This is a genomic window from uncultured Eubacterium sp. (genome assembly GCF_934561735.1).
Classification (GTDB): domain Bacteria; phylum Bacillota; class Clostridia; order Oscillospirales; family Acutalibacteraceae; genus Eubacterium_R.
On the sequence record NZ_CAKTGT010000004.1, the window covers coordinates 59475 to 82194 of the forward strand.

Consider the following 22720-nt stretch of genomic DNA (forward strand, 5'->3'; position numbering starts at 1 on the left):
CTTTAAAAACATTGATGAGAGCCTTTTTACTTTTACAGTCCGAAGAAATCCTCGGCATTTTTTACGCTGTTGTATTTGCGTGAAGTCAATTTGTTTTTGCCCTGACTTATTGTTTGCTTCTTTTTATCAAGAGTAAGCTCGTCCGTTTCACCGTCAGAAGTACTTATTGCAAGCTTATTTCCGTCAATCTTAAACTCGCCCTTATTGGTTGATACTACCCAATCATCTCCACCTGTTTTTGAATAATCGGTTGAGGTAAATGTACCGTCATCGTTAAACTTAAATGCCGAAATGCTGTAGTTGTCGGCATCATTGTACGGAGAAGTGTACCAGTAATTATCATAAATATAATCAACCGAACTTTGCTTTTCGGTTGTGGTTTCCTCCTGCTTAGCCGAAGTCGGCTCCTCGGTGGTGGTTTCATCAAGCGAATGGTCAAAAACTATGCTACTTGCATCAACTTTTGTACTGCCCGTGAAGTTAACCGTTTTATAATAAGTATATCTGTTGTCATCGTTATAATTTGAAAATGTCATTTCAAATGTATAGGTATAATTGCCTTTTTTCTTCAAATTAAGGCTGTCTGTATCAAAAAAGATACATCTGAAGGAATTGTCTACATTTTCGGTATAACTGTAATCAAACGATACAGGGTCATCTTTTTTTATGGTTTTTTCATCAACTACACCGTTATAAAGATTAACGCCGTGAATATACTGAATTGACGACGAATCATCGATTGTAACATAAATTACCTGCTCGTCACCGTTAATCAAACCGTATCCCGAGTTAAACGACAGTTTAGGTTTATCGCTTGAATTATGCATGCCGTAAAAAAAGAAATATGAAACAATGCAGGAGCCGATAATTACAGCAAGCGACAGAATAATCGCAAGTGCTTTTGTTAACGGTCTACGCCCTTTTCTTTTTGAAGAATACACATCCTGATAAACCTTATCCTGATTGGTAAGGAGAACATAATCGGAATTTTTATTGACTGTTGCGCCGCAATTTGGACAGATACTTGATTGCTTATCCACCTTTGCTCCGCAATTTTTACACTTCATATTTTCACCTACTATAATAATGTATAAAATAACTATATCGGTTTTGATTTTATTTGTCAACAATACTTGCAAAAATATTCAAAAAATTATTGACAAATATATTAGATTGATGTATTATATACACGGTTAGCAAGGTCTAACTAATATTTTTAGTATTTGAGTTAGTCTGAACTAACTATTTTTTAGGCATAAAGGTTAGCACGAACTAACTAAAGGAGATAATTTTATGATGCCATTAAAACTTGCCGGCATTGGTGAAGAATTGACCATAGGCAGAATTGCGGGACTCCCTGCCGTTAAGGCACACCTTGCGGATCTCGGCTTTGTTGTGGGTGCAAATATTACCGTTATTTCAAGCGTTGACGGTAACTTGATTGTCAATGTAAAAGGCAGCAGAATTGCACTCGGCGAAGATATGGCAATGAAAATTTTTGTTTAATATTTATTTATATAGGAGGAAAAATATGAAAACGCTCAAAGATGTAAAAATCGGCGAAACCGTAAAAGTTGTTCGTATTCACGGCGAAGGCGCACTTAAACGCAGAATTATGGATATGGGCATCACAAAAGGCGTAGAGGTTTATGTAAGAAAGGTTGCACCTCTCGGAGACCCTGTTGAGATTACCGTAAGAGATTACGAGCTTTCGCTCAGAAAAGCCGATGCAAAACTTATCGAAGTTGAATAATTTTTTTAACATAAGAGTTAGTTGTAACTAACTAAGAAAGGATGAAAACATATGGGTATTAAAATTGCTCTTGCCGGTAACCCTAACTGCGGTAAAACGACCTTGTTTAACGCACTCACGGGTTCAAACCAATATGTTGGTAACTGGCCGGGTGTAACAGTAGAAAAAAAGGAAGGCAAACTCAAGAAGCACAGTGATGTAACAATCACCGACCTTCCGGGTATATATTCCCTCTCCCCTTATACAATCGAAGAAATCGTTGCAAGAGATTATCTCATCAACGAAAAGCCCGATGCTGTACTTAACATCATCGACGGCACAAACCTTGAAAGAAACCTTTACCTCACAACACAGGTTGTTGAACTTGGTATTCCGGTTGTTGTTGCCGTAAATATGATGGATATTGTAAGAAAGAACGGCGACAAGATTAACATTGAAGAACTTTCTCGCCAGCTTGCCTGCCCTGTATACGAAATTTCGGCACTTAAAGGCACAGGCATTAAGGAAGTTGCAAATGCGGCTGTTGAGGCGGCAAGCAAAGAGCCTACTGAGCCACAACACAAATACAGCGGTGTTGTTGAGCACGCTTTGGCTCACATTGAAGAAGCTGCTTTGCATTCAATGCCCGACAATCAACAGCGTTGGTACGCAATCAAGATTTTTGAAGGCGACGAAAAAGTTCTTGAACAAGTAAAGATTGACTCTGCAACACTTGCACATATCAAAAACGATATTGAAAGTGCGGAGAAAGAACTTGATGACGATGCGGAATCAATCATCACAAACGAGAGATACCTCTACATTGCATCAATCATCAAGAGCGTATATACAAAGAAAAACAAAGGCAAGTTGACAACTTCCGATAAGATTGATAAAATTGTTACAAACAGATTTTTAGGTTTGCCGATTTTTGCCGGTGTTATGGCACTTGTTTACTTCATTGCAATGAAATGGATTGGTGCAATCGGTACTGACTGGGTAAACGATGTACTCTTTGGTGAATGGGTGCCAAGCCTTATTGAAAAAGCACTTGAGGGCAGAATTGCAGATTGGCTCTACGGTCTTATCCAAGACGGTATCGTGGCCGGTGTAGGTGCGGTTCTCGGCTTCGTTCCGCAGATGATTGTATTGTTCCTCTGCCTTGCATTCCTTGAGGGATGCGGTTATATGAGCCGTGTTGCGTTTGTAATGGACAGAATTTTCCGCAACTTCGGTCTTTCGGGTAAATCATTCATCCCTATGCTTATCGGTACAGGCTGCGGCGTTCCGGGTATTATGGCTTCTCGTACAATCGAAAACGAGCGTGACCGCCGTATGACAATTATGACAACAACATTCATTCCTTGCTCTGCAAAGCTTCCTATCATCGGTCTTATCGCAGGTGCATGCTTCGGCGGAAGCGGTTGGGTAGCAACTTCGGCTTACTTCATAGGTGTTGCCGCTATCATCGTTTCGGGTATTATGCTCAAGAAAACAAAGATTTTCTCAGGCGACCCTGCTCCGTTCGTAATGGAACTTCCGGCATACCATTTGCCGACAGTAGGCAGTGTGCTCCGTTCAACTTGGGAGCGTGCTTGGTCATTCATCAAAAAAGCAGGTACAGTTATCACACTTGCAACAATCCTCATTTGGTTCTTGCAGGCATTCACCTTTAAGGGCGGATTCCAAATGACAGACGATATGGACATTTCAATTCTTGCATACATCGGCAAGGCATTCTGCTGGTTGTTCATCCCACTCGGTTGGGGCGGTTGGAAACCTGCCGTTGCAAGCGTTACAGGTCTTATCGCAAAAGAAAATGTTGTTGGTACATTCGGTATTCTCTATCACTTTGCAGGCGAGCTTGCAGAAAACGGTGATGAAATCTGGGGCAACTTTGCCAAGGACCTCAATACACTCAGCGGCGGTCACGCAAGCCTCGCAGCTTACAGTTTCCTCATCTTCAACCTTTTGTGTGCTCCTTGCTTTGCGGCTATCGGTGCTATCAAGAGAGAAATGAACAACGCAAAATGGACTTGGTTTGCTATCGGTTACCAATGCGGATTTGCTTACATCATCGGTCTTATCGTATATCAGTTCGGCATCGCATTTGCAGGTGCACCGAATGTTATCGGTTTGATTGCCGCTATTGTTCTTACTGTAGGCATCCTCTACTTGCTCTTCAGAAAGAATAAGTATGACGACAACAAATTGACAGTTAAATCAAAGTAATTTATTACATAACAAAACGAGGTGATTCTTGTGATTGAATTTCTAAAACAAAATATGTACACAATCATTGTGCTTGCCGTACTTATAGTTATAGTTGCTCTCATCATAAGAAGTCTTGTAAATAAAAAAGGCGGAGGCTGTACAGGAGATTGTTCCTCCTGCGGCGGAAGCTGTTCATCGGCAGACGGTTCAAAATATATGGTGAAAACAACACTTGCGATTGACGGAATGATGTGCTCTATGTGCGAAAGCCATTTGCAAGATGCAATCAGGGCGAACTTTGATGTGAAAAAAGTGAAAGCAAGCCACCAAAAAGGCACAATAATCATCATAAGCAAACACCGCCTCGATGAAGAAAAATTGAAGAATGTAATTAGAGAAACAGGCTACACATTACAAAATATACAATTCGAATTAGCAAAATAGTAATCCCTTCCAAACACAGCCGGTTACTCTTTTACAATACCAAAGCTCGTGCAGACATCCCACCTGCACGGGCTAAAATATTTGTTTTATTTGATTAATTTTACTTCTATTTAATAATAGTGATTGTAAACTTTACGAATAAGTCAGGATTTTCTGACTTCTTTTTTGTAGCGTAGGGGCGAACTGTGTTCGCCTGCGGGAAGATAATATCTTCCCCTACAAATCAAAAACAAAATATGTTTACCTTTTAACCCCTCAGTCGCATATAAAATGCGACAGCTCCCCTTGAAAAAACAAGAGGAGCCCTAAATAGGTTTTATTTTGTGTGTTCATCAAGGGTGAGGTAATAGGCTTTGAGGAAGTGGTCGGAGAAGTATTTTACCTCCGGCATATCGATGTCGGCGATTTTTTGTTCCTGTGCCTTGAGGGCAATGTCAAATTCTCTGTTGCCCATTCTGTTTTCCTCAATACACTTGATGAGAGCCGAGATTTTGTCGGCAGCCTTAACAAGTTTCCACAACTCTTTTTCGTCCTCGTTCGGCTTGAACAAAGAGTTATATTCTGCCCTGTAATCATCAGGGAGCATTGCAAGAAGTCGTTGCCCCGCAACAGCCTCTATATCCTTATAAACACTTTTTATATCATCATTATAATACTTAACGGGAGTTGGCATATCGCCTGTGATAACCTCGGTTGTGTCGTGATACAACGCAAGCACGGCAACACGATTTTCGTCATAATCCTTGCCAAATTCCCTTTTGCCGATAAGTGCAAGCGCATGTGCAATAACAGCGACGCTGTGGCTGTGCTCGGCAATATTTTCCTTTTGAGTGTTCGGCATAAGCGCCCAACGGTCAATATACTTCATTCTATTGACCATTGCGAAAAAGTTGTAATTATCACTCATCGTCTTCACTCGCCTTAATATCAATTCCAAGTTCGCCGAGTTGAACATCATCAATATATGACGGAGCACCGCTCATAAGTTCACTTGCATTTTGTACCTTAGGGAATGCAATAACATCACGGAGCGAATCAGCACCGCAGATGAGCATTGCAAGACGGTCAAGACCGATACCCATACCACCGTGAGGCGGAGCGGCATAGTGATAAGCATCAACAAGGAAGCCGAACTTTGCATCAATTTCTTCCTGCTCCATGCCGAGAAGTTCAAACATCTTGGTTTGAAGCTCGCAATCGGTAATTCTCATTGAGCCTGAAGAAAGCTCTGTGCCGTTGAGTACAAGGTCAAACGCCTGTGCCTTAACCTTTGACTTATCGGTGTCGAGATACTGAATACTCTCCTCCATAGGCATTGTGAACGGATGGTGAGCGGCAACCCACTCGCCTGTTTCTTCGTCCATTTCAAAGAACGGCATTTCTGTAATCCAAAGGAAGTTCCACTTACCTTGCGGAATAATGTCAAGTTCCTTGGCAACCGCAAGACGAAGTGCACCCATAATTGTGAGAGCCTTGCGAGTTTTGTCGCTTACTATAAGAACAACATCGCCCTGCTCTGCACCGAGAGTTGAAAGGAGTTCTTCAAGTTCGCCGTCCTTGAGGAATTTTGCAAACGAGCAATTTGGTGCTTCATCTGCCCAACGAACATAAGCAAGACCCTTTGCACCGATACCCTTTGCAAACTCTGTAAGCTTGTCAATCTTCTTTCTTGTGTATGTTGAAGCGGCATTCTTTGCAACGATAGCCTTAACAGCACCGCCGTCTGCGATTGCACTCTTAAACACAACAAAATCGGTTTTGTCTGCCCAATCGGAAATATCCTCGATAAGCATATCAAAACGGGTATCAGGCTTGTCAGAGCCGTATTTATTCATAGCGTCGGCAAAAGTCATACGAGGAAGCGGAGCATCAATATTTACATCAATGGTTTCTTTCATAAGTTTTGAGATAAAGCCCTCTGCCATATCCATAATATCGTCACAATCGACAAAGCTCATTTCAAGGTCGATTTGAGTAAATTCAGGCTGACGGTCTGCACGCAAGTCCTCATCACGGAAGCAACGGGCAAGCTGAATGTATCTGTCAAAACCTGCAATCATTGTAAGTTGCTTATAAATCTGCGGTGACTGCGGCAAAGCATAGAACTTGCCGTTGTGAATTCTTGACGGAACAACATAGTCACGAGCACCCTCCGGAGTTGACTTAATCATCATCGGAGTTTCAATCTCGATAAAGTCGTTTGCATAGAAATACTCTCTTGCAATCTTTGCAATTTTGTGACGCATAAGAATATTCTTTGTAAGTTTTTCGTTACGAAGATTGAGGTATCTGTATTTAAGAGTGGTTTCGTCACCGACTTTCTCGCTCTTTTCAATCTCGAAAGGAGGAGTTTTTGCCTTTGAAACAATACGAAAATCGTTTACGATAACCTCGATTTCGCCTGTCGGAATATCCTTATTCTTGCTTTCTCTCTCTGCAACAACACCTGTTGCGGCAACAACATATTCACTCCTTACCGACTGTGCATCGGCAAAAATTGCTCTGTCTGTTTGGTCGTTGAATGAAAGCTGAATAATACCTGTTCTGTCACGCAAGTCAATAAAGATGAGGTTGCCCAAATCTCTTTGACGCTGTACCCAGCCAAAAACAGTGATTGTTTGACCTACATTTGAGATGTCAAACTTTGCACAATAATCTGTGCGTTTCATACCCTTGATTGAATTAGTCATTATTTTGTCCTCCGAGAAACAGTGAATTAAAATCGAACGCCTCGCCGTTGATTTCCAAATCTTTAAGCTGACTGTCGAGTGTTATGCTGTAAAAACCCGAAACAAAGGTTTCAAGGCTGATATCGCTTTGCTCGCCTGTTGCCATATCCTTGAGGACCGCCGATTTTGTATCCACCTCGTTGTCGCCGATAACAACATTGTATTTTGCATTAATCTTGTCGGCATATTTCATCTGCGCACGAAGTGATCTGCCGTTCAAATCATAAACAACGCTGTATCCCTCGTCACGCATATCTTTTGCAATTTCCACCGCTTTGAGAGTTGCCTTGTCGCCCATGGCAACAATGAACAAATCAGGACGGGACGGTTCAGGGAATTCGCAACCCTGTGCTTCCATAACAAGCTGAAGTCTTTCAAGTCCCATAGCGAAGCCGAGCGACGGTGTGTGCTGACCGCCGAGTTCCTCGATAAGTCCGTCATATCTGCCGCCACCACAAACAGTGCCCTGTGCACCGATAGAATCGGCAACAAATTCAAATACGGTTTTTGTATAATAATCAAGTCCTCTTACGATTTGAGGATTTACGATATATTCGATATTCATAGCGTCAAGGTAGCTCTTTGTTTTTTCAAAATGCTCCTTGCACTCGTCACAAAGATAATCAAGAACAACCGGAGCGTCTTTTGCAATTTCACTGCAAACAGGGCTTTTGCAATCCAAAATACGCATTGGGTTGCGGTCAAGTCTGTCACGGCAGGTATCGCAAAGCTCGTCAACTCTTGAAGCAAAATATTCCTTGAGTGCCTTGTGATATTCCGCACGGCATGTCGGGCAACCGATTGAATTAAGTTCAAGATGCAAATCCTTTACGCCGAGTTCATCAAAAATCTGCTTTGCAAGTGCAATCATCTCTGCATCTGCAAGCGGCGAAGTTGCACCGAAGCACTCAATGCCGAACTGGTGGAATTCACGAAGTCTGCCTGCTTGCGGCTTTTCGTAGCGATAGCAAGAAGTGAGATAGCAAATTTTTTGAGGAAGAGCCTCGTTTGAAAGACCGTTTTCCAAAAATGACCTTGCCGCACCTGCTGTGCCCTCCGGACGAAGAGTGATTGAACGACCGCCCTTGTCGTCAAATGTGTACATCTCTTTTTGTACAACATCTGTTGTGTCACCCACACCTCTTTGAAAAAGCTCGGTATGTTCAAACACAGGAGTTCTCATTTCCTTGTAGCCGAAATTCTCGGCAACTGTGAGGCAAGTAGCCTCGATATATTGATTTTTGTACACTTCGGACGGCAAAACATCCTTTGTGCCCTTGATAGCTTTTGTTACAAGTGCCATAACTTTTCTCCTATATACAATTTTTGAGGTGCAAGGAAAAACTTGCACCTCGTTATTATAATTTATGAAATTACTTTTTTTGATTATATCTTGGGTTAACGATTTCTCTCCATTCAAAGTCACCTCTTTCAACACCTCTGATAAGTGCCTCGGCAGTAGCGATATTTGTTGCAAACGGAATATTGTGCACATCGCAAAGACGGAGCAAATCATTATCGTTAGGTTCGTGAGGTTTTGGATTAAGCGGATCTCTGAAGAAAATCAAGAGGTCAATTTCATTGCACGCAATACGGCTTGCAATCTGCTGACCGCCGCCCTGTGCGCCACTCAAAAAGCAATTAATTTCCAAGCCTGTTGCTTCTTTGACAAGTTTACCTGTAGTACCCGTTGCGCAAACATCGTGTCTGCTGATAATTCCGCAATAAGCAATACAAAACTGAACCAAAAGTTCTTTTTTTGCATCGTGTGCTATAAGTGCGATGTTCATAATACCCTCTCCAAATTTTCATATAAGTTATCATATAAATTGTTACTATTATTAATATAATACCATATTACAGCGATTTTTCAAGATTTTTTTGAAGTTTTTTACTGCAAAAGTGTAGAATCGGTCTGTGCTTTTTCCTCTCTTGTATTATTACTGTAATAATAGTCGATAATTGCCGCCGTAATTTCTGCCGTTGAAGAACCCGAACCTGCCGTTTCGATAGCCGAACCGATACTGATTTCGGGGTTGTCATACGGAGCAAATGTAATAAGGAAGCCGTTGTTATGCTTAACGCCGTTTACAACTACCTGTGAGGTACCTGTTTTACAAGCGGTTTTTACTTTAAGTTTGTTGAAAAGTTTGTTAGGACCGCCGTAAAGCGAAACCTTACGCATACCCGACCTTACTATTTCAAATGTTTTTTCACTGACGCCGGTTTCTTCCTCAACGGTAGCACCGGTTTCATTAACAACTCCCGTTGCGGATGAAATTTTTGATTTTACAAAATGGGTTTTGTATCTTGTGCCGCCGTTTGCGATTGTTGCACAATAATTTGCAAGCTGGAGCGGAGTTAAAAGGTTGTCGGACTGACCGATTGCACATTGAACAGTGTCGCCCGGCTTCCAAATCATATCAAACTTTTTTCTGTATTCCGGACCCGCCATAATGCCCTTGGATTCCGGAATTTCAACGCCTGTTTTTTGACCTAAGCCGAACATTTTGCCATACTTATTCATAAGGTCGATACCGAGCCTTTGTGAAGTATTATAAAAGAAAACGTTGCACGAATGTTGAAGTGCACCCTCAACATTTAATCCACCGTGAGAGTCGGTGCACTTGAAGGTCATATCTGATATTTTAAAATATTTATCACAATAAAAATATGTGTCCTTTGTAATTTTGCCCTCTTCAAGTCCTGCAACAGCCATAAGCGGCTTGAATGTTGAACCGGGAGCGAACGCGCTCATTGCAAAACGGTTGAAAAGCGGTTTTTTGCTGTCGGATGCAAGTTTTTGGTAATCGGAATAATATTCTTCCAAATTAAATGTAGGATAGTTTGCGGCAGATAAAATTTCACCGCTGTGAACATCTTCAACAACAACGGCACCCGTTGCCTCACCCGAAGTTTTAAGACAGATTTTACGCAGCTTTTGCTCTGCGATTTTTTGCATATCCTTGTCAATGGTTAAAACAATCGTATCACCTTGAACAGGCTCTTTAGTAACCGTTTCGGTAACATTGCCCTCTGCGTCGATTGTAACCGTTTTTTCACCCGGAGTGCCTCTCAAATCGCTTTCGCAAGCTTTTTCAATGCCCGATTCGCCTATTTCATCGTTAATGCCATAACCGCTGTCCTTCAACTCGGCATATTCCTCGGCATTAATCTTTCTGACCGTACCCAAAATATGTGATGCAAGAGTAGGGTCGGTATAAAAACGATACGCAACAACCTGCACATCGGCACCGCGATATGCCGTTTTGTTTTCCTTAATCTGAGCAACTGTTTTGTCGCTTACATCATCGGCTATGGTAACCGGTGTCGATACAGAAAAAAGACACCTTGTAAGCTCATATCTGATATTACCGATAGCAAGAGCAGTCTTGGCATCATACTTTTCAAGTCCGTATTTTTCAACCATTGCGTCAAAGCAATTTTGAGCGGTTGCATACGATTGAAGATTAAACATATCCTTGCTTTTCATTGTCTTGATAGCGGATTCGTAATTCTCGTCATCTTTTTTTGTATAAAATTTTATTTTGCCGTTTTTTCCTATTTTTAGCGGAAGATTGTGCACATATTCTTCGTTATTTTGATTAAAAAGTTTTATAAGATTTATTATAATGATATTTCGTGCATCGTTATTTTTTGCACTCGGAAAATATGCGGCGTCAAGAATAATACTGTTGCCTTTGCGATTTGTAACAAGAGTGTTGCCGTTACGGTCTACAATATCTCCTCTTGCCGCCTCGATAGACACGGTATAGGTTTGGACAGCGCTGCTTTGAGCAACATAGTATTCATTGTTTTTTATTTGAATATTATAAAGGTCATAGCTAAATCCAAGCAAGGTTGCTACAACCAAAATAACAGCTATTACGGTTCTTGTGCTTTTATATCTGTTGCCCATAAAACGCCCTCCTTTCCTGAAATTCCGTTATAACATTATGCTTTATTGAGTTTTCTTTTAAGCGGAACAAAAGCGATGTTCATCAAAACGGTTAAAACAGCCGTGTAAATAAACGACGGCAAATAAAAGGTAAAAAATACAACTCCCGAGCCGTCACCGCCTTTTATCAACACAAAAACGAGCCAATAAACAAGCACATAAAGGAAGGTGAACAATACCGCTCCGACAGTACCGACCCAAAAAGTTGCCCTGAAAAGGTGCGTTACAAGCACACTCATAATATAGCACGAAACCATAATAAACAAGCAGTTAAAACCCATATGATGTGCCGCAGTTATATCCCACAAAAGACCTGCAAACAAACCGATAATTGCTGCAGTTTTTTCATCCTCATCAAGCGACAAAAGTACAGCCGCAGGAACAAGGAAGAAACATCTTGCACCGCCGATTTCAAACCACAATCCGCCTACATTTTGGAGCAGCGAAAGCACGGCGATAATCACGGCATAAACGACATATTTAATTGTTCGTTCCTTTTTTGTGAGTTCCATTAATTTATCCTTAATTCTTGTAATCCGTAAGTATAAAGCAAGTGTTTATTTCTTCTATGGAAGTTCCCGGAGTAATAACGGCGTAAGAAGAAATATCCGTTGATTCGTCATCAATTTCATCAACCGTGCCGATAATCAAGCCCTTTGGCACGGTTCCGCCGATACCTGCTGTGCAAATAATAGATTCGTTTGTTATTTTTGTTGCGGCATCAAGATTTGCCATCTTGCACTTGTTATCCTTGGCAAGTGTTGCATTGCCTGTAACATAAGATATTTCGTTTGAAATAATCTCGTAAGCGGAAACACTAAAGTCCGGGTCAAGTATAGTCTTAATGACGCTGTAAGTAGGATAAGCCTTGTCCACAACGCCGACAAGATACTTGCCGTACATAACGGCGTCGCCGACCGCAACACCGTTGACCGTACCTTTTGACACGGTGAACGATTTGTATATATCCGCACTGTCCCTGCCGATAACGGACGCTTCAACAAACTTGAAATCCTTGTGTTCTTCTTTAACGCCGAGGAAATCCTTATAAAGTTCATTTTGTCTTTTCAAATTTTCGTAATCAACAAGCTGTGACTGAAGGTCGCCGATTTGCGATTGCAAATTCTGTATTTCTTTTTCATACTGAGCGTTGCCGCTTACATTACCCGAAATTTTATCGATACCGTTTGATATTTTTTGTGCAACATAATGTGCCGGATAAAACACCGTACCGACAATAGTTGACTGTGCGGTTTCGCCGTGACCGTTTGCGGCGGCAATAAGCGCACCGATTAAAAACACGGCGATTATGCTCACAACCAATTTAAACGGCTTTGTCTTAAATAAATTTTTCATACTGTGCCACTTTTCTTATCTTGCCTGACGAAGCTTGATTGATGTGCCGAGTGCAACACAATCGTTTGAATTTTCAGGCACGATTATAGGAATCTTAATTTCATTTTCAATCAAATCACGAAGTCCGCGAAGCTGACTTGCACCGCCTGTAAGATATATACCTCTGTCGATGATATCTGCGGCAAGTTCAGGCAAAGTAACCTCGAGCGTTTCCTTAACAGCGGTTAAAATTTGGCTTACAGGCTCTTCAAGCACGGCACGAATATCCGAAGAAGTAACTTCAACGCTTCCCGGAAGTCCGTCGTTAAGATTTCTGCCTCTTACTTCCATAGCCGCCTCGCCGTCGTATTCCATAGCAGAGCCGATTTTAAGTTTAATATCCTCTGCTGTACGCTCGCCGATAAGGAGATTATGCGTTTTACGCATATACGAAACTATGGCATCATCCATAGCTTCACCGCCGACCTTAATACTATTGCAACACGCAATACCGCCAAGCGACAACACGGCAACATCCGTTGTACCGCCGCCGATGTCAATAATCATTGAGCCTGTTGCCTCGTATACGGGAAGACCTGCACCGAGAGCCGCCGCCATAGATTCTTCTATAAGCTCAACCTCTTGGGCACCTGCCGAACGCACGGCATCCTCTACCGCTCTGCGTTCAACCTCCGTTACATCGGACGGAACGCAAACAACAACCCTTGTTTTTGTAAAAACATTGCGTGATGTTGAACGGTCCATAAAATCGTGAAGCATATCGGCTGTCATATCAAAGTCGGCAATAACGCCGGCTTTCATAGGGCGAACGGCGACAATAGAACCCGGAGTTCTGCCAATCATTTTTTTAGCCTCATTGCCCGTTGCAAGCACTCTTTTTGACTTTACATCAACTGCCACAACAGACGGTTCATTTATTATTATATGACCTTTTCGGTCGGTTACTTTTGTATTTGAAGTACCGAGGTCGATACCTATATCTCTTGAAAAAAGCATTTTAAAGCCCGCTTTCTTAATTAAATTTCATATCAATTTATTATTATATAATATAAAATAACTAATCTCAACAAATATTTTGTAAATTTATAATTTTGTCAAATTATACAAAAAACCTCCCGATTTTTCGAGAGGTTTCAGCGTGTCGAAAAAGTGTTTTGACACGCCGCAGGCTGTTGAGAAAGGTTCTGAATTTCGTTTTCTTGCGAAGGAAGATGTACGATGGTACCTCGACTGAGCAAAAAACGAAAAACGCCAAAAGTGCCGCAAACTCGATGTTTGCGGCACTTTTACAATCCCTCCGAGTGCGATAAATCACACCCACCTCCCTTTACACAAGGGAGGCATTAAGCGGTTAGTTTATTTTATCGGCGTGGTTCAGGGGCTTTATCGACAGTCTGACTATGCGTTTTGTAATTCGTTTGTAAATATTTCGTCCCAATGAGTGTAATATTCATTTTGCTTTACAAGCTTACGAGCCTGAATATAATCATAGGCTTTTTTGTGGAAGGTATCAAGTTCCTTAGAAGCTTCCTTGAGCTTTGCGGCTTTGATTTTGGCTTCTTCCTTTGTGTTCTCGCTCATAGCGTTTGCCTCATTATACTTATCAAGCGTAGGCTCGCTGATGCCGTAAAGTTCTTCTACCGTATGGGTCAAAAGTTCTTTTGCCTTTGCGGTTTTCTTCAGCATCTTCTCTGTTGCAAAACGGTCTTTTTCATCAATAACAATTTCAAGTGATTTGATTTTTGACTGCAACTTTTTGCGTTCCTTACGGTTTGAAGCAGTATTCAAAGCCTCAATGCACTCATTGTATTCGTTAACCGAATCGGCATAGATTTTCTTTGCCTCGTCAAGCTGACCTTCCGAAAGAGAATCGGTTGCATAATCTTCAAGAGCGGCACGGATTTTAAGCACCTTAATATGTGAATCGTGCTGTTCTTCCGTAAGAGTATACATGGTAATAAACGGAATAAGTGCAAGCACAAAACCGACGATTGCAATAACAATCATACCCTTTGAAAGCGGCTCTCTGAAAGAAGCCTTGTACAAATCGTCATAGTTATCCACAAGACCGAAATGGTTTTGCATAACGATTGTTTGAGTAAAATATGTAATACCCATAGACACAAATACGCCGATTGTACCTACAAACTGACCCATAAGACCCTCAAGTCTGTCGCCGGATTTGTACTGTTGATAGTCGAGTACATCGGCACTCATAGCACTGTCCGCAATAAGAGGAAATGTATTAAAAAATCCTCTTATCCAAATAAAAGCATACAGCACCCAAATTTGTTCGATAAACAAATACATACCCACAAGAGTGATTACATTACCCAAGATATAGAAAATATACATATTACGCTTGCCGAGTTTGCGTATAAGCAACGGTGACAAAAGCATTGCCGGAGTTGCCGCAGCACCCAGAATTGTCATCAACGTACCGTTCAAAACGCCTTGCTGCTCTGTTGAAAGGTTAAGAACATCTTTTATGCCGTAATAAAAATACCAAGTTGTGACATTGCCGACGCCCGCCTGAAACAAAATGCACCAAGAAGTAAGCGAGCGTGCCCATTGATATTTGTTTGCAATTCCTGCACCGATACCTTTAAAAAACGGAACCTTAGGTGTATAGTCTTTTGAAACGATAATACGCTCTTTTGTGCCGAAATAGCTGAAAAGCCCGATAAGCGCACCGCCTATACCGAGTGCCGGCATAATAACACGATAAGCGTTGATATGCTCAAGACCGCCGGTAAAACCTGCGATAAGCGGCACAAAAAATCCCATAATCGACGGAGCGAGTGAATAAATAAATGTTGAAACCGTGATAACATCCGCACGCTCGGTTGAGTTAGGGCTCATTACCTGAACAAGCGTTGTATATGCCTGGTCATAAAACGGATAACACAATTGAAGAAGCATATACGATATAAACAGCGACCACAATTTTTGATTGTAAGTCATTGTTTCAAACGGCAAAAATGCAAAAATCGTAAGCAAAATTGCCGACGGAATGCCTGTGTAAAGCAAATACGGGCGGAATTTACCTTTACTGCTTCGGGTATTATCGATAATCAAGCCTCTGATAGGACCTAAAAACAAACCGATAATCGTTGCAATCATATTGAGTTTTACAAGGTCGCCGTTTTTAAGTCCGAGAGCCGACCCCGCAAGCAAACTTGTTGCCGACAGTGATATATACCAAACCGTATATATTACAAATTTTACACCGATACCGCCGACGCTGTAGGCAAGTATTTCTTTGTACGGAATATACCTGCCCTCGGGCGGAGTGCTCCAGTGTTCTTTTACAGACGACACGGTCTGTTTAATCTTTTCACCTGATATTTTCATTACTACCCCTTTGTGAAACTTTCATAATTTATTGCCTTATTCAGCACAAGTTTCTGTTAAATTATAACATAGGGTAACAGTAATATCAACATAATATTAACATTTTATTTTATTTCGGTTGTAAAGGTATATCCCTGCTTTGTAATATCATCGATAACCTTGCCGAGAATATCGGCATTTGTTTTACTTACGGCGTGAAGCAGCAAAATCGCACCCGGGTGCGTGCTTTCGCAAATATGCGTGAACGCCTGATTTTCTTCCGTCTGATTATCGGGGTCCCAATCGGCATAGGCAAAGCTCCAAAACACGGATTTGTAGTTCAAGTCCTTTACTATCTGTAACGAGCGTTCCGAAAATTCGCCTTTCGGAAATCTGAAATAACTCATTGTATAATTGAATTTGTCTTTTATATACTTATGAAGATAGGTCACTTCTTCCTTGGCAACATCATCGCTCACCTCGTCCATACTGTAATGACGGTAGGAATGGTTGCCGACAATATGCCCCTCGTCTATCATTCGCTTGACAAGGTCGGGGTTTTGTGACGCAAAGTCATAGGTAACAAAGAAAATCGCCTTAACATTTTTCTCTTTCAGAGTGTCTAAAATCTGCGGAGTATAGCCGTTTTCGTAGCCTTCATCAAAAGTTAGGCATATCTTTTTGTCATCATCCAAAAGCCATTTTGCATTCATTGAAGCATACTGTTTTTGAAGCAGCAAAGGGTCGTTTGGTTGCTTGTGGTCAACAATATTGCCGGGGCCCCAAACAACCTTTTCGGTGCTCAGCGAATCAAGCCCTGCAACAGCTTTTGCCGTAGGTGCGGATGTTTCAACAGCTTTGGTTGTGGTTTCTGCTTTTTTACTTGCTGTAATATTTTCATTACTGTTTGTATTCCCTTTTGCACAGCCGAAAAGCATACAAACGCACAATAAAGGCAATAATATTTTTTGAAATTTCATAATAAAAACCTCCCGAATTTATTGTTTGATTCGAGAGGTCAAAATAGTATTGTTAAATTTTGAATTACTTGTCGGAATTTTCAAGACTTTTCATTTTGAGATAAGCGTTGATAAATCCGTCAAGGTCACCATCCATAACGGCGTTGATGTTGCCCATTTCAAAGCCTGTTCTGTGGTCTTTTACCATTGTGTACGGCATAAATACATAGGAACGGATTTGACTGCCCCATGCAATTTCTTTTTGGTCGCCCTTGATGTCGTCAATTCTTTCAAGATTTTCTCTTTCTTTAATTTCAACGAGTTTTGATTTGAGCATGAGCATAGCCATTTCACGGTTTTGGTGCTGTGAACGCTCAACCTGACACGAAACGACAATACCCGTAGGAATATGAGTAAGACGAACTGCGGAAGATGTCTTGTTTACCTTTTGCCCGCCGGCACCGGATGCACGGTACACATCCATTTTGATGTCCTCTTCACGAATCTCCACATTAACATCATTGTCAATTTCAGGCATAACCTCAAGAGAAGCAAACGATGTGTGACGACGACCCGATGAATCAAAAGGTGACACACGAACAAGGCGGTGAATACCCATTTCGCCGTGAAGATAGCCGTAAGCATTTTCGCCCTCTACACGGATTGTGGCACTCTTAATACCTGCAACATCACCTTCAAGATAGTCGAGTGTTGACACTTTATAGCCGTTTCTTTCGCCCCAACGGTTGTACATACGGAAAAGCATTTCCGCCCAGTCCTGAGCCTCTGTACCGCCTGCACCTGCGTGGAATGTAAGAATTGCGTTGTTGTCGTCAAACTCACCCGAAAGAAGAGTTGAAAGGGTCAACTTTTCAATCCTCTTTTCAATATCGTCAACGGATTTTGTGCAATCCTCAACAAGGCTTTCGTCTTCTTCCTCATTGGCAAGCTCAATCATAACCTGTGCGTCGTCAAAATCATTTTTAAGATTTTCGTATGACGCAACCTTGGCTTTTAAAGAGCCGATTTTTTGCATAGTTTTTTGACTGTTTTCCATATCGTCCCAAAAATCGGGAGCGGCACTTTGCTTTTCAAGTTCGGCAATCTGCACCTTGACATTGTCTATATCAAGTGCTTCTTTTAAATTGCCGATAGGTTCTTCAGACTGCATAAGTCTTTGATTCAATTCTTCAAACTCTATCATTATTCTTTCTCCGAAATCTTTAATATATTATTTATCTGCAAATATTGTTGTTATATCACATTGTTTTCACCGAAGCATTATAAATATGTTACTTAATTTACGATATAATATTATATATTAAAAATTATAAATTTTCAAGTAAAAAATATTTGTTATATTTACTCTTGAAAATCAAAATCAATAGGCATATAATAAAGGCGAAAAATTCATAGAAAAGAGGGCTATATAATATGGCAGCACAAATCTGTGCCGTAATAATATTTGTGGTTATGTTTGCACTTATTATTATGGACAAAATCCCACGCCAGTGGGTAACGCTCGGTTGCGGTCTTGCAACTATTGTTATTGTATTCGGCATTTGTATGAAAAGTCCGAGTGCAATAATGGAAACGCTCAATGTCAAAAGCATATTCACAACAGAGTTTTGGCATGTTTCGTCACAAGGCGGCGAAAGCTCGAGCGGCATTAACTGGTCTACAATCATTTTCATTGCAGGTATGATGGTTATGGTTGAGGGCATGGCAAAAGCAGGATTTTTCCGTTGGCTTTGCCTCACAATCGCAAAAGCGGTCAAGTACAAGGTTATGCCGATACTCGTAACATTTATGATTATGAGTGCCGTGCTTTCAATGTTCATTGACAGCATCACCGTAATTCTTTTCCTTGCGGCTGTTACGGTAGAACTTTCACAGCTTCTCAAATTCAGTCCGGTTCCGATGGTACTTGCGGAAGTTTTCTGTGCAAACCTCGGCGGTTCCGCCACAATGTGCGGTGACCCGCCTAACATCATCATCGGTACGGCACTCGGCTACAGCTTTGCCGATTTCCTTACAAACACAGGTCTTATCGCAGGTATTTCACTTGTATTTATCGTTATTTTCTTCTATTTTGCATTTAAGAAAGAGCTTTCTGCCGCAAACGGTGAGTCTGTTGACCCGGCAACTTTTCCTAATCCGGCAGACGCTATTGAAAACAAAAAGGACTTTATCGTAAGCACAATTATTTTCCTTATCGCTGTTGTTCTCCTTGTAACGCATGCACAAACAGGACTTACCGTTGCGTTTATCGGCGTAGTTATTGCGGCAATTACGCTCATAACTTCGTTTAAACACATCAAGTTTATTTTGAAAAAGATTGACTACAAAACACTTTTGTTCTTCATCGGCTTGTTCATAGTTGTCGGCGGACTTGAACAAACAGGCGTTTTGAAGCTTATTGCAAACTTTATTGAAAAAATCTGCGGCGGCAACTTCTTTGCAATGGTTCTCATCATTATGTGGATTTCGGCAGTTGCAAGTGCATTTGTTGACAACATTCCGTTTGCTGCAACTATGGTACCCGTTATCAAGAGCCTTGCGGCTACAACTCCGGGTGCAGAACTTGCAACCCTTGCATATTCACTTTCTGTCGGCACAGACATCGGCGGCAGTGCAACACCTATCGGTGCATCGGCAAATGTTGTAGGCACATCCGTTGTTTCAAAGGCAGGACATCCTGTAGGCTGGGGCAAATATTGCAAATCGGCAATACCGGCTACGGCTATCGTTCTTATTATCTCTATGGTGGTTATTAAACTCAGGTATTTTTAAGGGGGATTTATTATGGCAAAGCAATTCATAATTTCAATCGGTCGTGAATACGGCTCGGGCGGTCGTGTAATTGCCGAGGAATTGGCAAAAAGATACAATGTAAATCTTTACGGCAAAAACCTTTTGGACTTGGTTGCAAAAGAAAAAGACCTTAATCTTGACAAATTAAAAAAATACGATGAAAAGGCAAGAAACATTTGGCTTTCTCGCTCGGTTGACGGATTTTCAAATTCGCCTGAGGACACGGTTGCTCAAATGCAGTTTGACTACCTCAAGGAGCGTGCAAACTCCGGCGAATCGTTTGTTGTTCTCGGCAGATGTGCAAGCTATGTTTTGCGTGAATATGACGGTCTTGTTAAAATCTTTGTCACCGGTGAAAAGGACGCAAAAATCAAGCGTATCGCTTCAATCGAAAAGCTCGGCTATGACGAAGCGGAAGCACTTGTTGAAAAGCGTAACAGAATAAGACGCAACTATCACAACTACTATTCAAAAGAAAAATGGGGCGATTCAAGGCACTACGATTTGATTGTTAACTCAAGCAAAATCGGAATTGACAACGCTACCGATGTAATTGACACATACATCAAAAGCATAATTGACTAAAACACACGGCGGTAAAGTAAATAAAGCTTTGCCGCCGTTATTTTTTCGAGGTATCGCTATGGACAATACAAAAAGATTTGACAACAAAGGCGAAATTTACGCCAAGGCAAGACCGAAATATTCACAAAAGCTTTTGGAACACTTAAAATTACGCTCCGATATTCCCGAAAATGCCGTTATAGCGGACATTGGCTCGGGCACGGGTATTTTCACCGAGCAGCTTCTAAACGCAGGTTACAAAGCTTTTGCCGTTGAACCTAACAACGATATGCGAAAAATTGCGGAACAGAATTTATCGGGCAATCCGAACTTTACTTCCGTAAATGGCAGGGCTGACAGCACTTCTCTGCCCGACAATAGCATTGATATTGTCACGGCGGCACAAGCGTTCCATTGGTTTGACAAGGATTTGTTCAGAGCCGAGTGTAACAGAATTCTCAAAAAGAACGGCTTGATTATCCTTGTTTACAACTCGCGGATTGAATCCGCCGAATGTACGATTGCACTCAAAGAGTTAAGAAAAAAGTACAATCCCGAGTTCAACGGTTTTTCAAACGGCATAAGCGAGGACAAATGCAAGGAATTTTTCAACGGCAAATGTGAAATTCTCACCTACGATAACAGCGTAACCTATGACAGAAAGGGATATATAAACCGTATTTTGTCATCCTCATACTCGCTCAAAAAGGGCGACGAAAAATTCAACAATTATCTTAACGACATCAATGCGCTGTTTGACAAATATTCACAAAACGGCACCTTGACCGTACCTACCGACACCGTGGCATATATAGGAAAATAAAAGCATAATAAAAAAGCTTTTAAAATATAGAACTTGACCGATTTTTTCAAATAACTTATAATGAATCTATAATTAAACCATAAGGATGTGATTAAATGAAGCATAAAACAATTAATATCATTAAATATGCTTTAATCATAATAAGCAGTATTATTGCTGTTGGGTACATAATTTATATTTGCCTTAACTACAATGATATGCTGACCGCTGTACCGCTGAGAATGTTTATTGAAATCATAGTTCTTGCTTGGCTAATTTTTAATGCAATAGTTTTGTTGATAAGTAAAATTATAAAAAAGGTCAAAGATAAGCGTAATAAAAATAACATTTTGTAAAAAACTCTAACAAACAAATTCAACATTTATAATTATGAGATTTGATATAATATTAGATTTACTGAAAAGATATTCCGTTTTTGCAATTATTGTTGTACTATGCTTGACAATACTATTTTTATTTGGCTATTTTGTAATTTACAAAAAGCTAATGCACGGTGATAAAAAGCTCAACAAAAAGAACATATTGCTCGCTATTATCGGTTTATTCTATCTGCTTGTGGTTTTTTGTGCAGTATTTATGAACCGAAACAATGTTACAGATTACAGCGTTCAGGACCTGTTTTCAAGCTATAAATCGGCATGGTATACCTGCTCGGCACAGGCTTGGCGAAACATTGTTTTAAATATCCTGCTTTTCGTTCCGTTCGGTATACTGCTTCCGCTTTTGAGCAAAAAGACAGACAAGCCGTATTTTGTTATACCTATAGGTGCGGCTTCATCACTTATTATTGAAGCTATACAATATATTTTCAAAATCGGTATTTTTTGAATTTGACGATGTGCTGAACAACACGGTTGGCGTTATATTGGGATATTGTGTATACCGGCTGTTTTTCGCAACAAAAAATAAAGCCGTAACTCCTAAAAAAGTAATCATCTGCCTTTTGCCGTTTCTGATTGTAATAGGAACATTTTCGGGCATATATGCCGCATATCAAATTCAACCTTACGGCAATTTATATATTTCCAATTACGAAAAGCACAATATGAAAAATACAAAAATCATTTGTGACACGGCAATTTCGGATAAAAGCACAACGAAAAATATATACCGTGCAAAAGAATATACAATTAGCGATGCAATAAAGCAAGCTAAATGCTTTTTTCAAAAAAGTAACATTGAGGTTGATTACAAATCATATGTAATTGAAAATGATACGCTTAAACTTAATTCCGTAGACGGCAAATATCATTTTTCAATGGATTTAACAAATGGAACTTACAATTTTCAGAACGAGGATTTTTTTCAAGTATACACAAACGAAGTGCCCGACACATCATACACGGAAGATGAAATCAGAAATATACTTAAAGAATATTCCGTATTTCCGCCTGTTAATTCCGAACTTACCGTAAATGAAAATTCATACTATGAATTCAGCCATACAGTCAGAGAAAACGACAAATCATTTTGTAACGGCACAATTTACTGCTATTTATTTAATGGTGATGTTTTAGGTCAAATTGACAACAATATGGTTGATTTGGACAAATGTGCTACCGAAAGCATTTTGAGCAAAAAAGAAGTTATAAATTTGATTAAGCAGGGCAAATTCTGCTCTGGTGAATATGATTTTGAAAACAGTACTATTCAAATTAACAGTATAGAATTAACATATCTAAGTGATTCTAAAAATTATTATCAACCAATATATTACATCAAAGCAAGCCTTACAAACAGTAAAGTTCAAGAAATCGAGCTGTTCATTCCGGCATTAAAAAAATAATTCTTATA

21 protein-coding genes are annotated in these 22720 nt (G+C 40.5%); 9 read left to right on the forward strand and 12 right to left on the reverse strand.

Features of this window, described 5'->3' with window-relative positions; all coding sequences use genetic code 11:
• Positions 1-32: 32 nt before the first annotated feature.
• Positions 33-1067, reverse strand: a complete 1035-nt coding sequence (locus Q0E08_RS05000) for a zinc ribbon domain-containing protein (RefSeq protein WP_294777605.1) — start codon at positions 1065-1067, stop codon at positions 33-35.
• A gap of 226 nt (positions 1068-1293) precedes the next feature.
• Between Q0E08_RS05000 and Q0E08_RS05005 the strand changes: the two genes are divergently transcribed.
• The 4 genes from Q0E08_RS05005 to Q0E08_RS08890 are packed head-to-tail and all read left to right on the forward strand — an operon-like array spanning position 1294 to position 4390.
• Positions 1294-1506, forward strand: coding sequence for a FeoA family protein (locus Q0E08_RS05005; protein WP_294777607.1), 213 nt, complete (start codon positions 1294-1296; stop codon positions 1504-1506).
• A 25-nt stretch (positions 1507-1531) separates the two neighbouring features.
• Entirely contained in the window at positions 1532-1753 is a 222-nt protein-coding gene (locus Q0E08_RS05010) for a FeoA family protein (RefSeq protein WP_177665634.1), read from the forward strand.
• Between the two features lie 51 nt (positions 1754-1804).
• On the forward strand, positions 1805-3964 hold the full coding sequence (feoB, locus tag Q0E08_RS05015) for a ferrous iron transport protein B (protein WP_294777609.1): 2160 nt from the start codon (positions 1805-1807) through the stop codon (positions 3962-3964).
• Between the two features lie 30 nt (positions 3965-3994).
• The gene (locus tag Q0E08_RS08890) at positions 3995-4390 is read left to right on the forward strand and encodes a FeoB-associated Cys-rich membrane protein (RefSeq protein ID WP_367118526.1); all 396 of its coding nucleotides are present in this window, start codon (positions 3995-3997) and stop codon (positions 4388-4390) included.
• Between the two features lie 316 nt (positions 4391-4706).
• Here Q0E08_RS08890 and yfbR read toward each other — a convergent pair whose 3' ends face one another.
• The 11 genes from yfbR to prfB all read right to left on the reverse strand — a co-directional run bounded on the left by yfbR (position 4707) and on the right by prfB (position 17929).
• Positions 4707-5297, reverse strand: a complete 591-nt coding sequence (gene yfbR, locus Q0E08_RS05030; protein ID WP_294777611.1) for a 5'-deoxynucleotidase — start codon at positions 5295-5297, stop codon at positions 4707-4709.
• The gene (aspS, locus tag Q0E08_RS05035) at positions 5290-7080 is read right to left on the reverse strand and encodes an aspartate--tRNA ligase (RefSeq protein WP_294777613.1); all 1791 of its coding nucleotides are present in this window, start codon (positions 7078-7080) and stop codon (positions 5290-5292) included. The genes yfbR and aspS overlap by 8 nt, the downstream gene beginning before the upstream one ends.
• Complete coding sequence (gene hisS / locus Q0E08_RS05040; protein WP_294777615.1) at positions 7073-8422, reverse strand: histidine--tRNA ligase; 1350 nt, start codon at positions 8420-8422, stop codon at positions 7073-7075. The genes aspS and hisS overlap by 8 nt, the downstream gene beginning before the upstream one ends.
• Before the next feature lie 70 nt (positions 8423-8492).
• Entirely contained in the window at positions 8493-8909 is a 417-nt protein-coding gene (locus Q0E08_RS05045; protein WP_177665652.1) for a methylglyoxal synthase, read from the reverse strand.
• 101 nt (positions 8910-9010) lie between these two features.
• A complete protein-coding gene (locus tag Q0E08_RS05050; RefSeq protein WP_294777618.1) occupies positions 9011-11038 on the reverse strand; it encodes a penicillin-binding transpeptidase domain-containing protein in 2028 nt (675 codons plus the stop codon).
• 35 nt (positions 11039-11073) lie between these two features.
• A complete protein-coding gene (gene mreD, locus Q0E08_RS05055; RefSeq protein WP_294777620.1) occupies positions 11074-11589 on the reverse strand; it encodes a rod shape-determining protein MreD in 516 nt (171 codons plus the stop codon).
• A 10-nt stretch (positions 11590-11599) separates the two neighbouring features.
• Positions 11600-12433, reverse strand: coding sequence for a rod shape-determining protein MreC (mreC, locus tag Q0E08_RS05060; protein WP_294777622.1), 834 nt, complete (start codon positions 12431-12433; stop codon positions 11600-11602).
• A 15-nt stretch (positions 12434-12448) separates the two neighbouring features.
• Positions 12449-13429 carry a rod shape-determining protein gene (locus Q0E08_RS05065; RefSeq protein ID WP_294777624.1) on the reverse strand — a complete coding sequence of 327 codons (981 nt, stop codon included), beginning with the start codon at positions 13427-13429 and terminating at the stop codon, positions 12449-12451.
• 402 nt (positions 13430-13831) lie between these two features.
• Positions 13832-15787 (reverse strand): MFS transporter, encoded by a 1956-nt coding sequence (locus tag Q0E08_RS05070; RefSeq protein WP_294777626.1) that lies wholly within the window; start codon positions 15785-15787, stop codon positions 13832-13834.
• Between the two features lie 104 nt (positions 15788-15891).
• Entirely contained in the window at positions 15892-16746 is an 855-nt protein-coding gene (locus Q0E08_RS05075) for a polysaccharide deacetylase family protein (protein WP_294777629.1), read from the reverse strand.
• 64 nt (positions 16747-16810) lie between these two features.
• On the reverse strand, positions 16811-17929 hold the full coding sequence (gene prfB / locus Q0E08_RS05080) for a peptide chain release factor 2 (protein WP_294777630.1): 1119 nt from the start codon (positions 17927-17929) through the stop codon (positions 16811-16813).
• 230 nt (positions 17930-18159) lie between these two features.
• Between prfB and Q0E08_RS05085 the strand changes: the two genes are divergently transcribed.
• From Q0E08_RS05085 to Q0E08_RS05105, 5 genes are all read left to right on the forward strand, one after another.
• On the forward strand, positions 18160-19518 hold the full coding sequence (locus Q0E08_RS05085) for an SLC13 family permease (RefSeq protein ID WP_294777632.1): 1359 nt from the start codon (positions 18160-18162) through the stop codon (positions 19516-19518).
• A gap of 12 nt (positions 19519-19530) precedes the next feature.
• The gene (locus Q0E08_RS05090) at positions 19531-20124 is read left to right on the forward strand and encodes an AAA family ATPase (RefSeq protein WP_294777634.1); all 594 of its coding nucleotides are present in this window, start codon (positions 19531-19533) and stop codon (positions 20122-20124) included.
• A gap of 58 nt (positions 20125-20182) precedes the next feature.
• Positions 20183-20926, forward strand: coding sequence for a class I SAM-dependent methyltransferase (locus tag Q0E08_RS05095; protein ID WP_294777636.1), 744 nt, complete (start codon positions 20183-20185; stop codon positions 20924-20926).
• A gap of 486 nt (positions 20927-21412) precedes the next feature.
• Positions 21413-21754: a VanZ family protein gene (locus tag Q0E08_RS05100; RefSeq protein WP_294777638.1), complete on the forward strand. Its 342-nt coding sequence runs from the start codon at positions 21413-21415 to the stop codon at positions 21752-21754.
• 37 nt (positions 21755-21791) lie between these two features.
• Positions 21792-22712 carry a hypothetical protein gene (locus tag Q0E08_RS05105; protein ID WP_294777640.1) on the forward strand — a complete coding sequence of 307 codons (921 nt, stop codon included), beginning with the start codon at positions 21792-21794 and terminating at the stop codon, positions 22710-22712.
• The last annotated feature ends 8 nt before the right edge of the window (positions 22713-22720 follow it).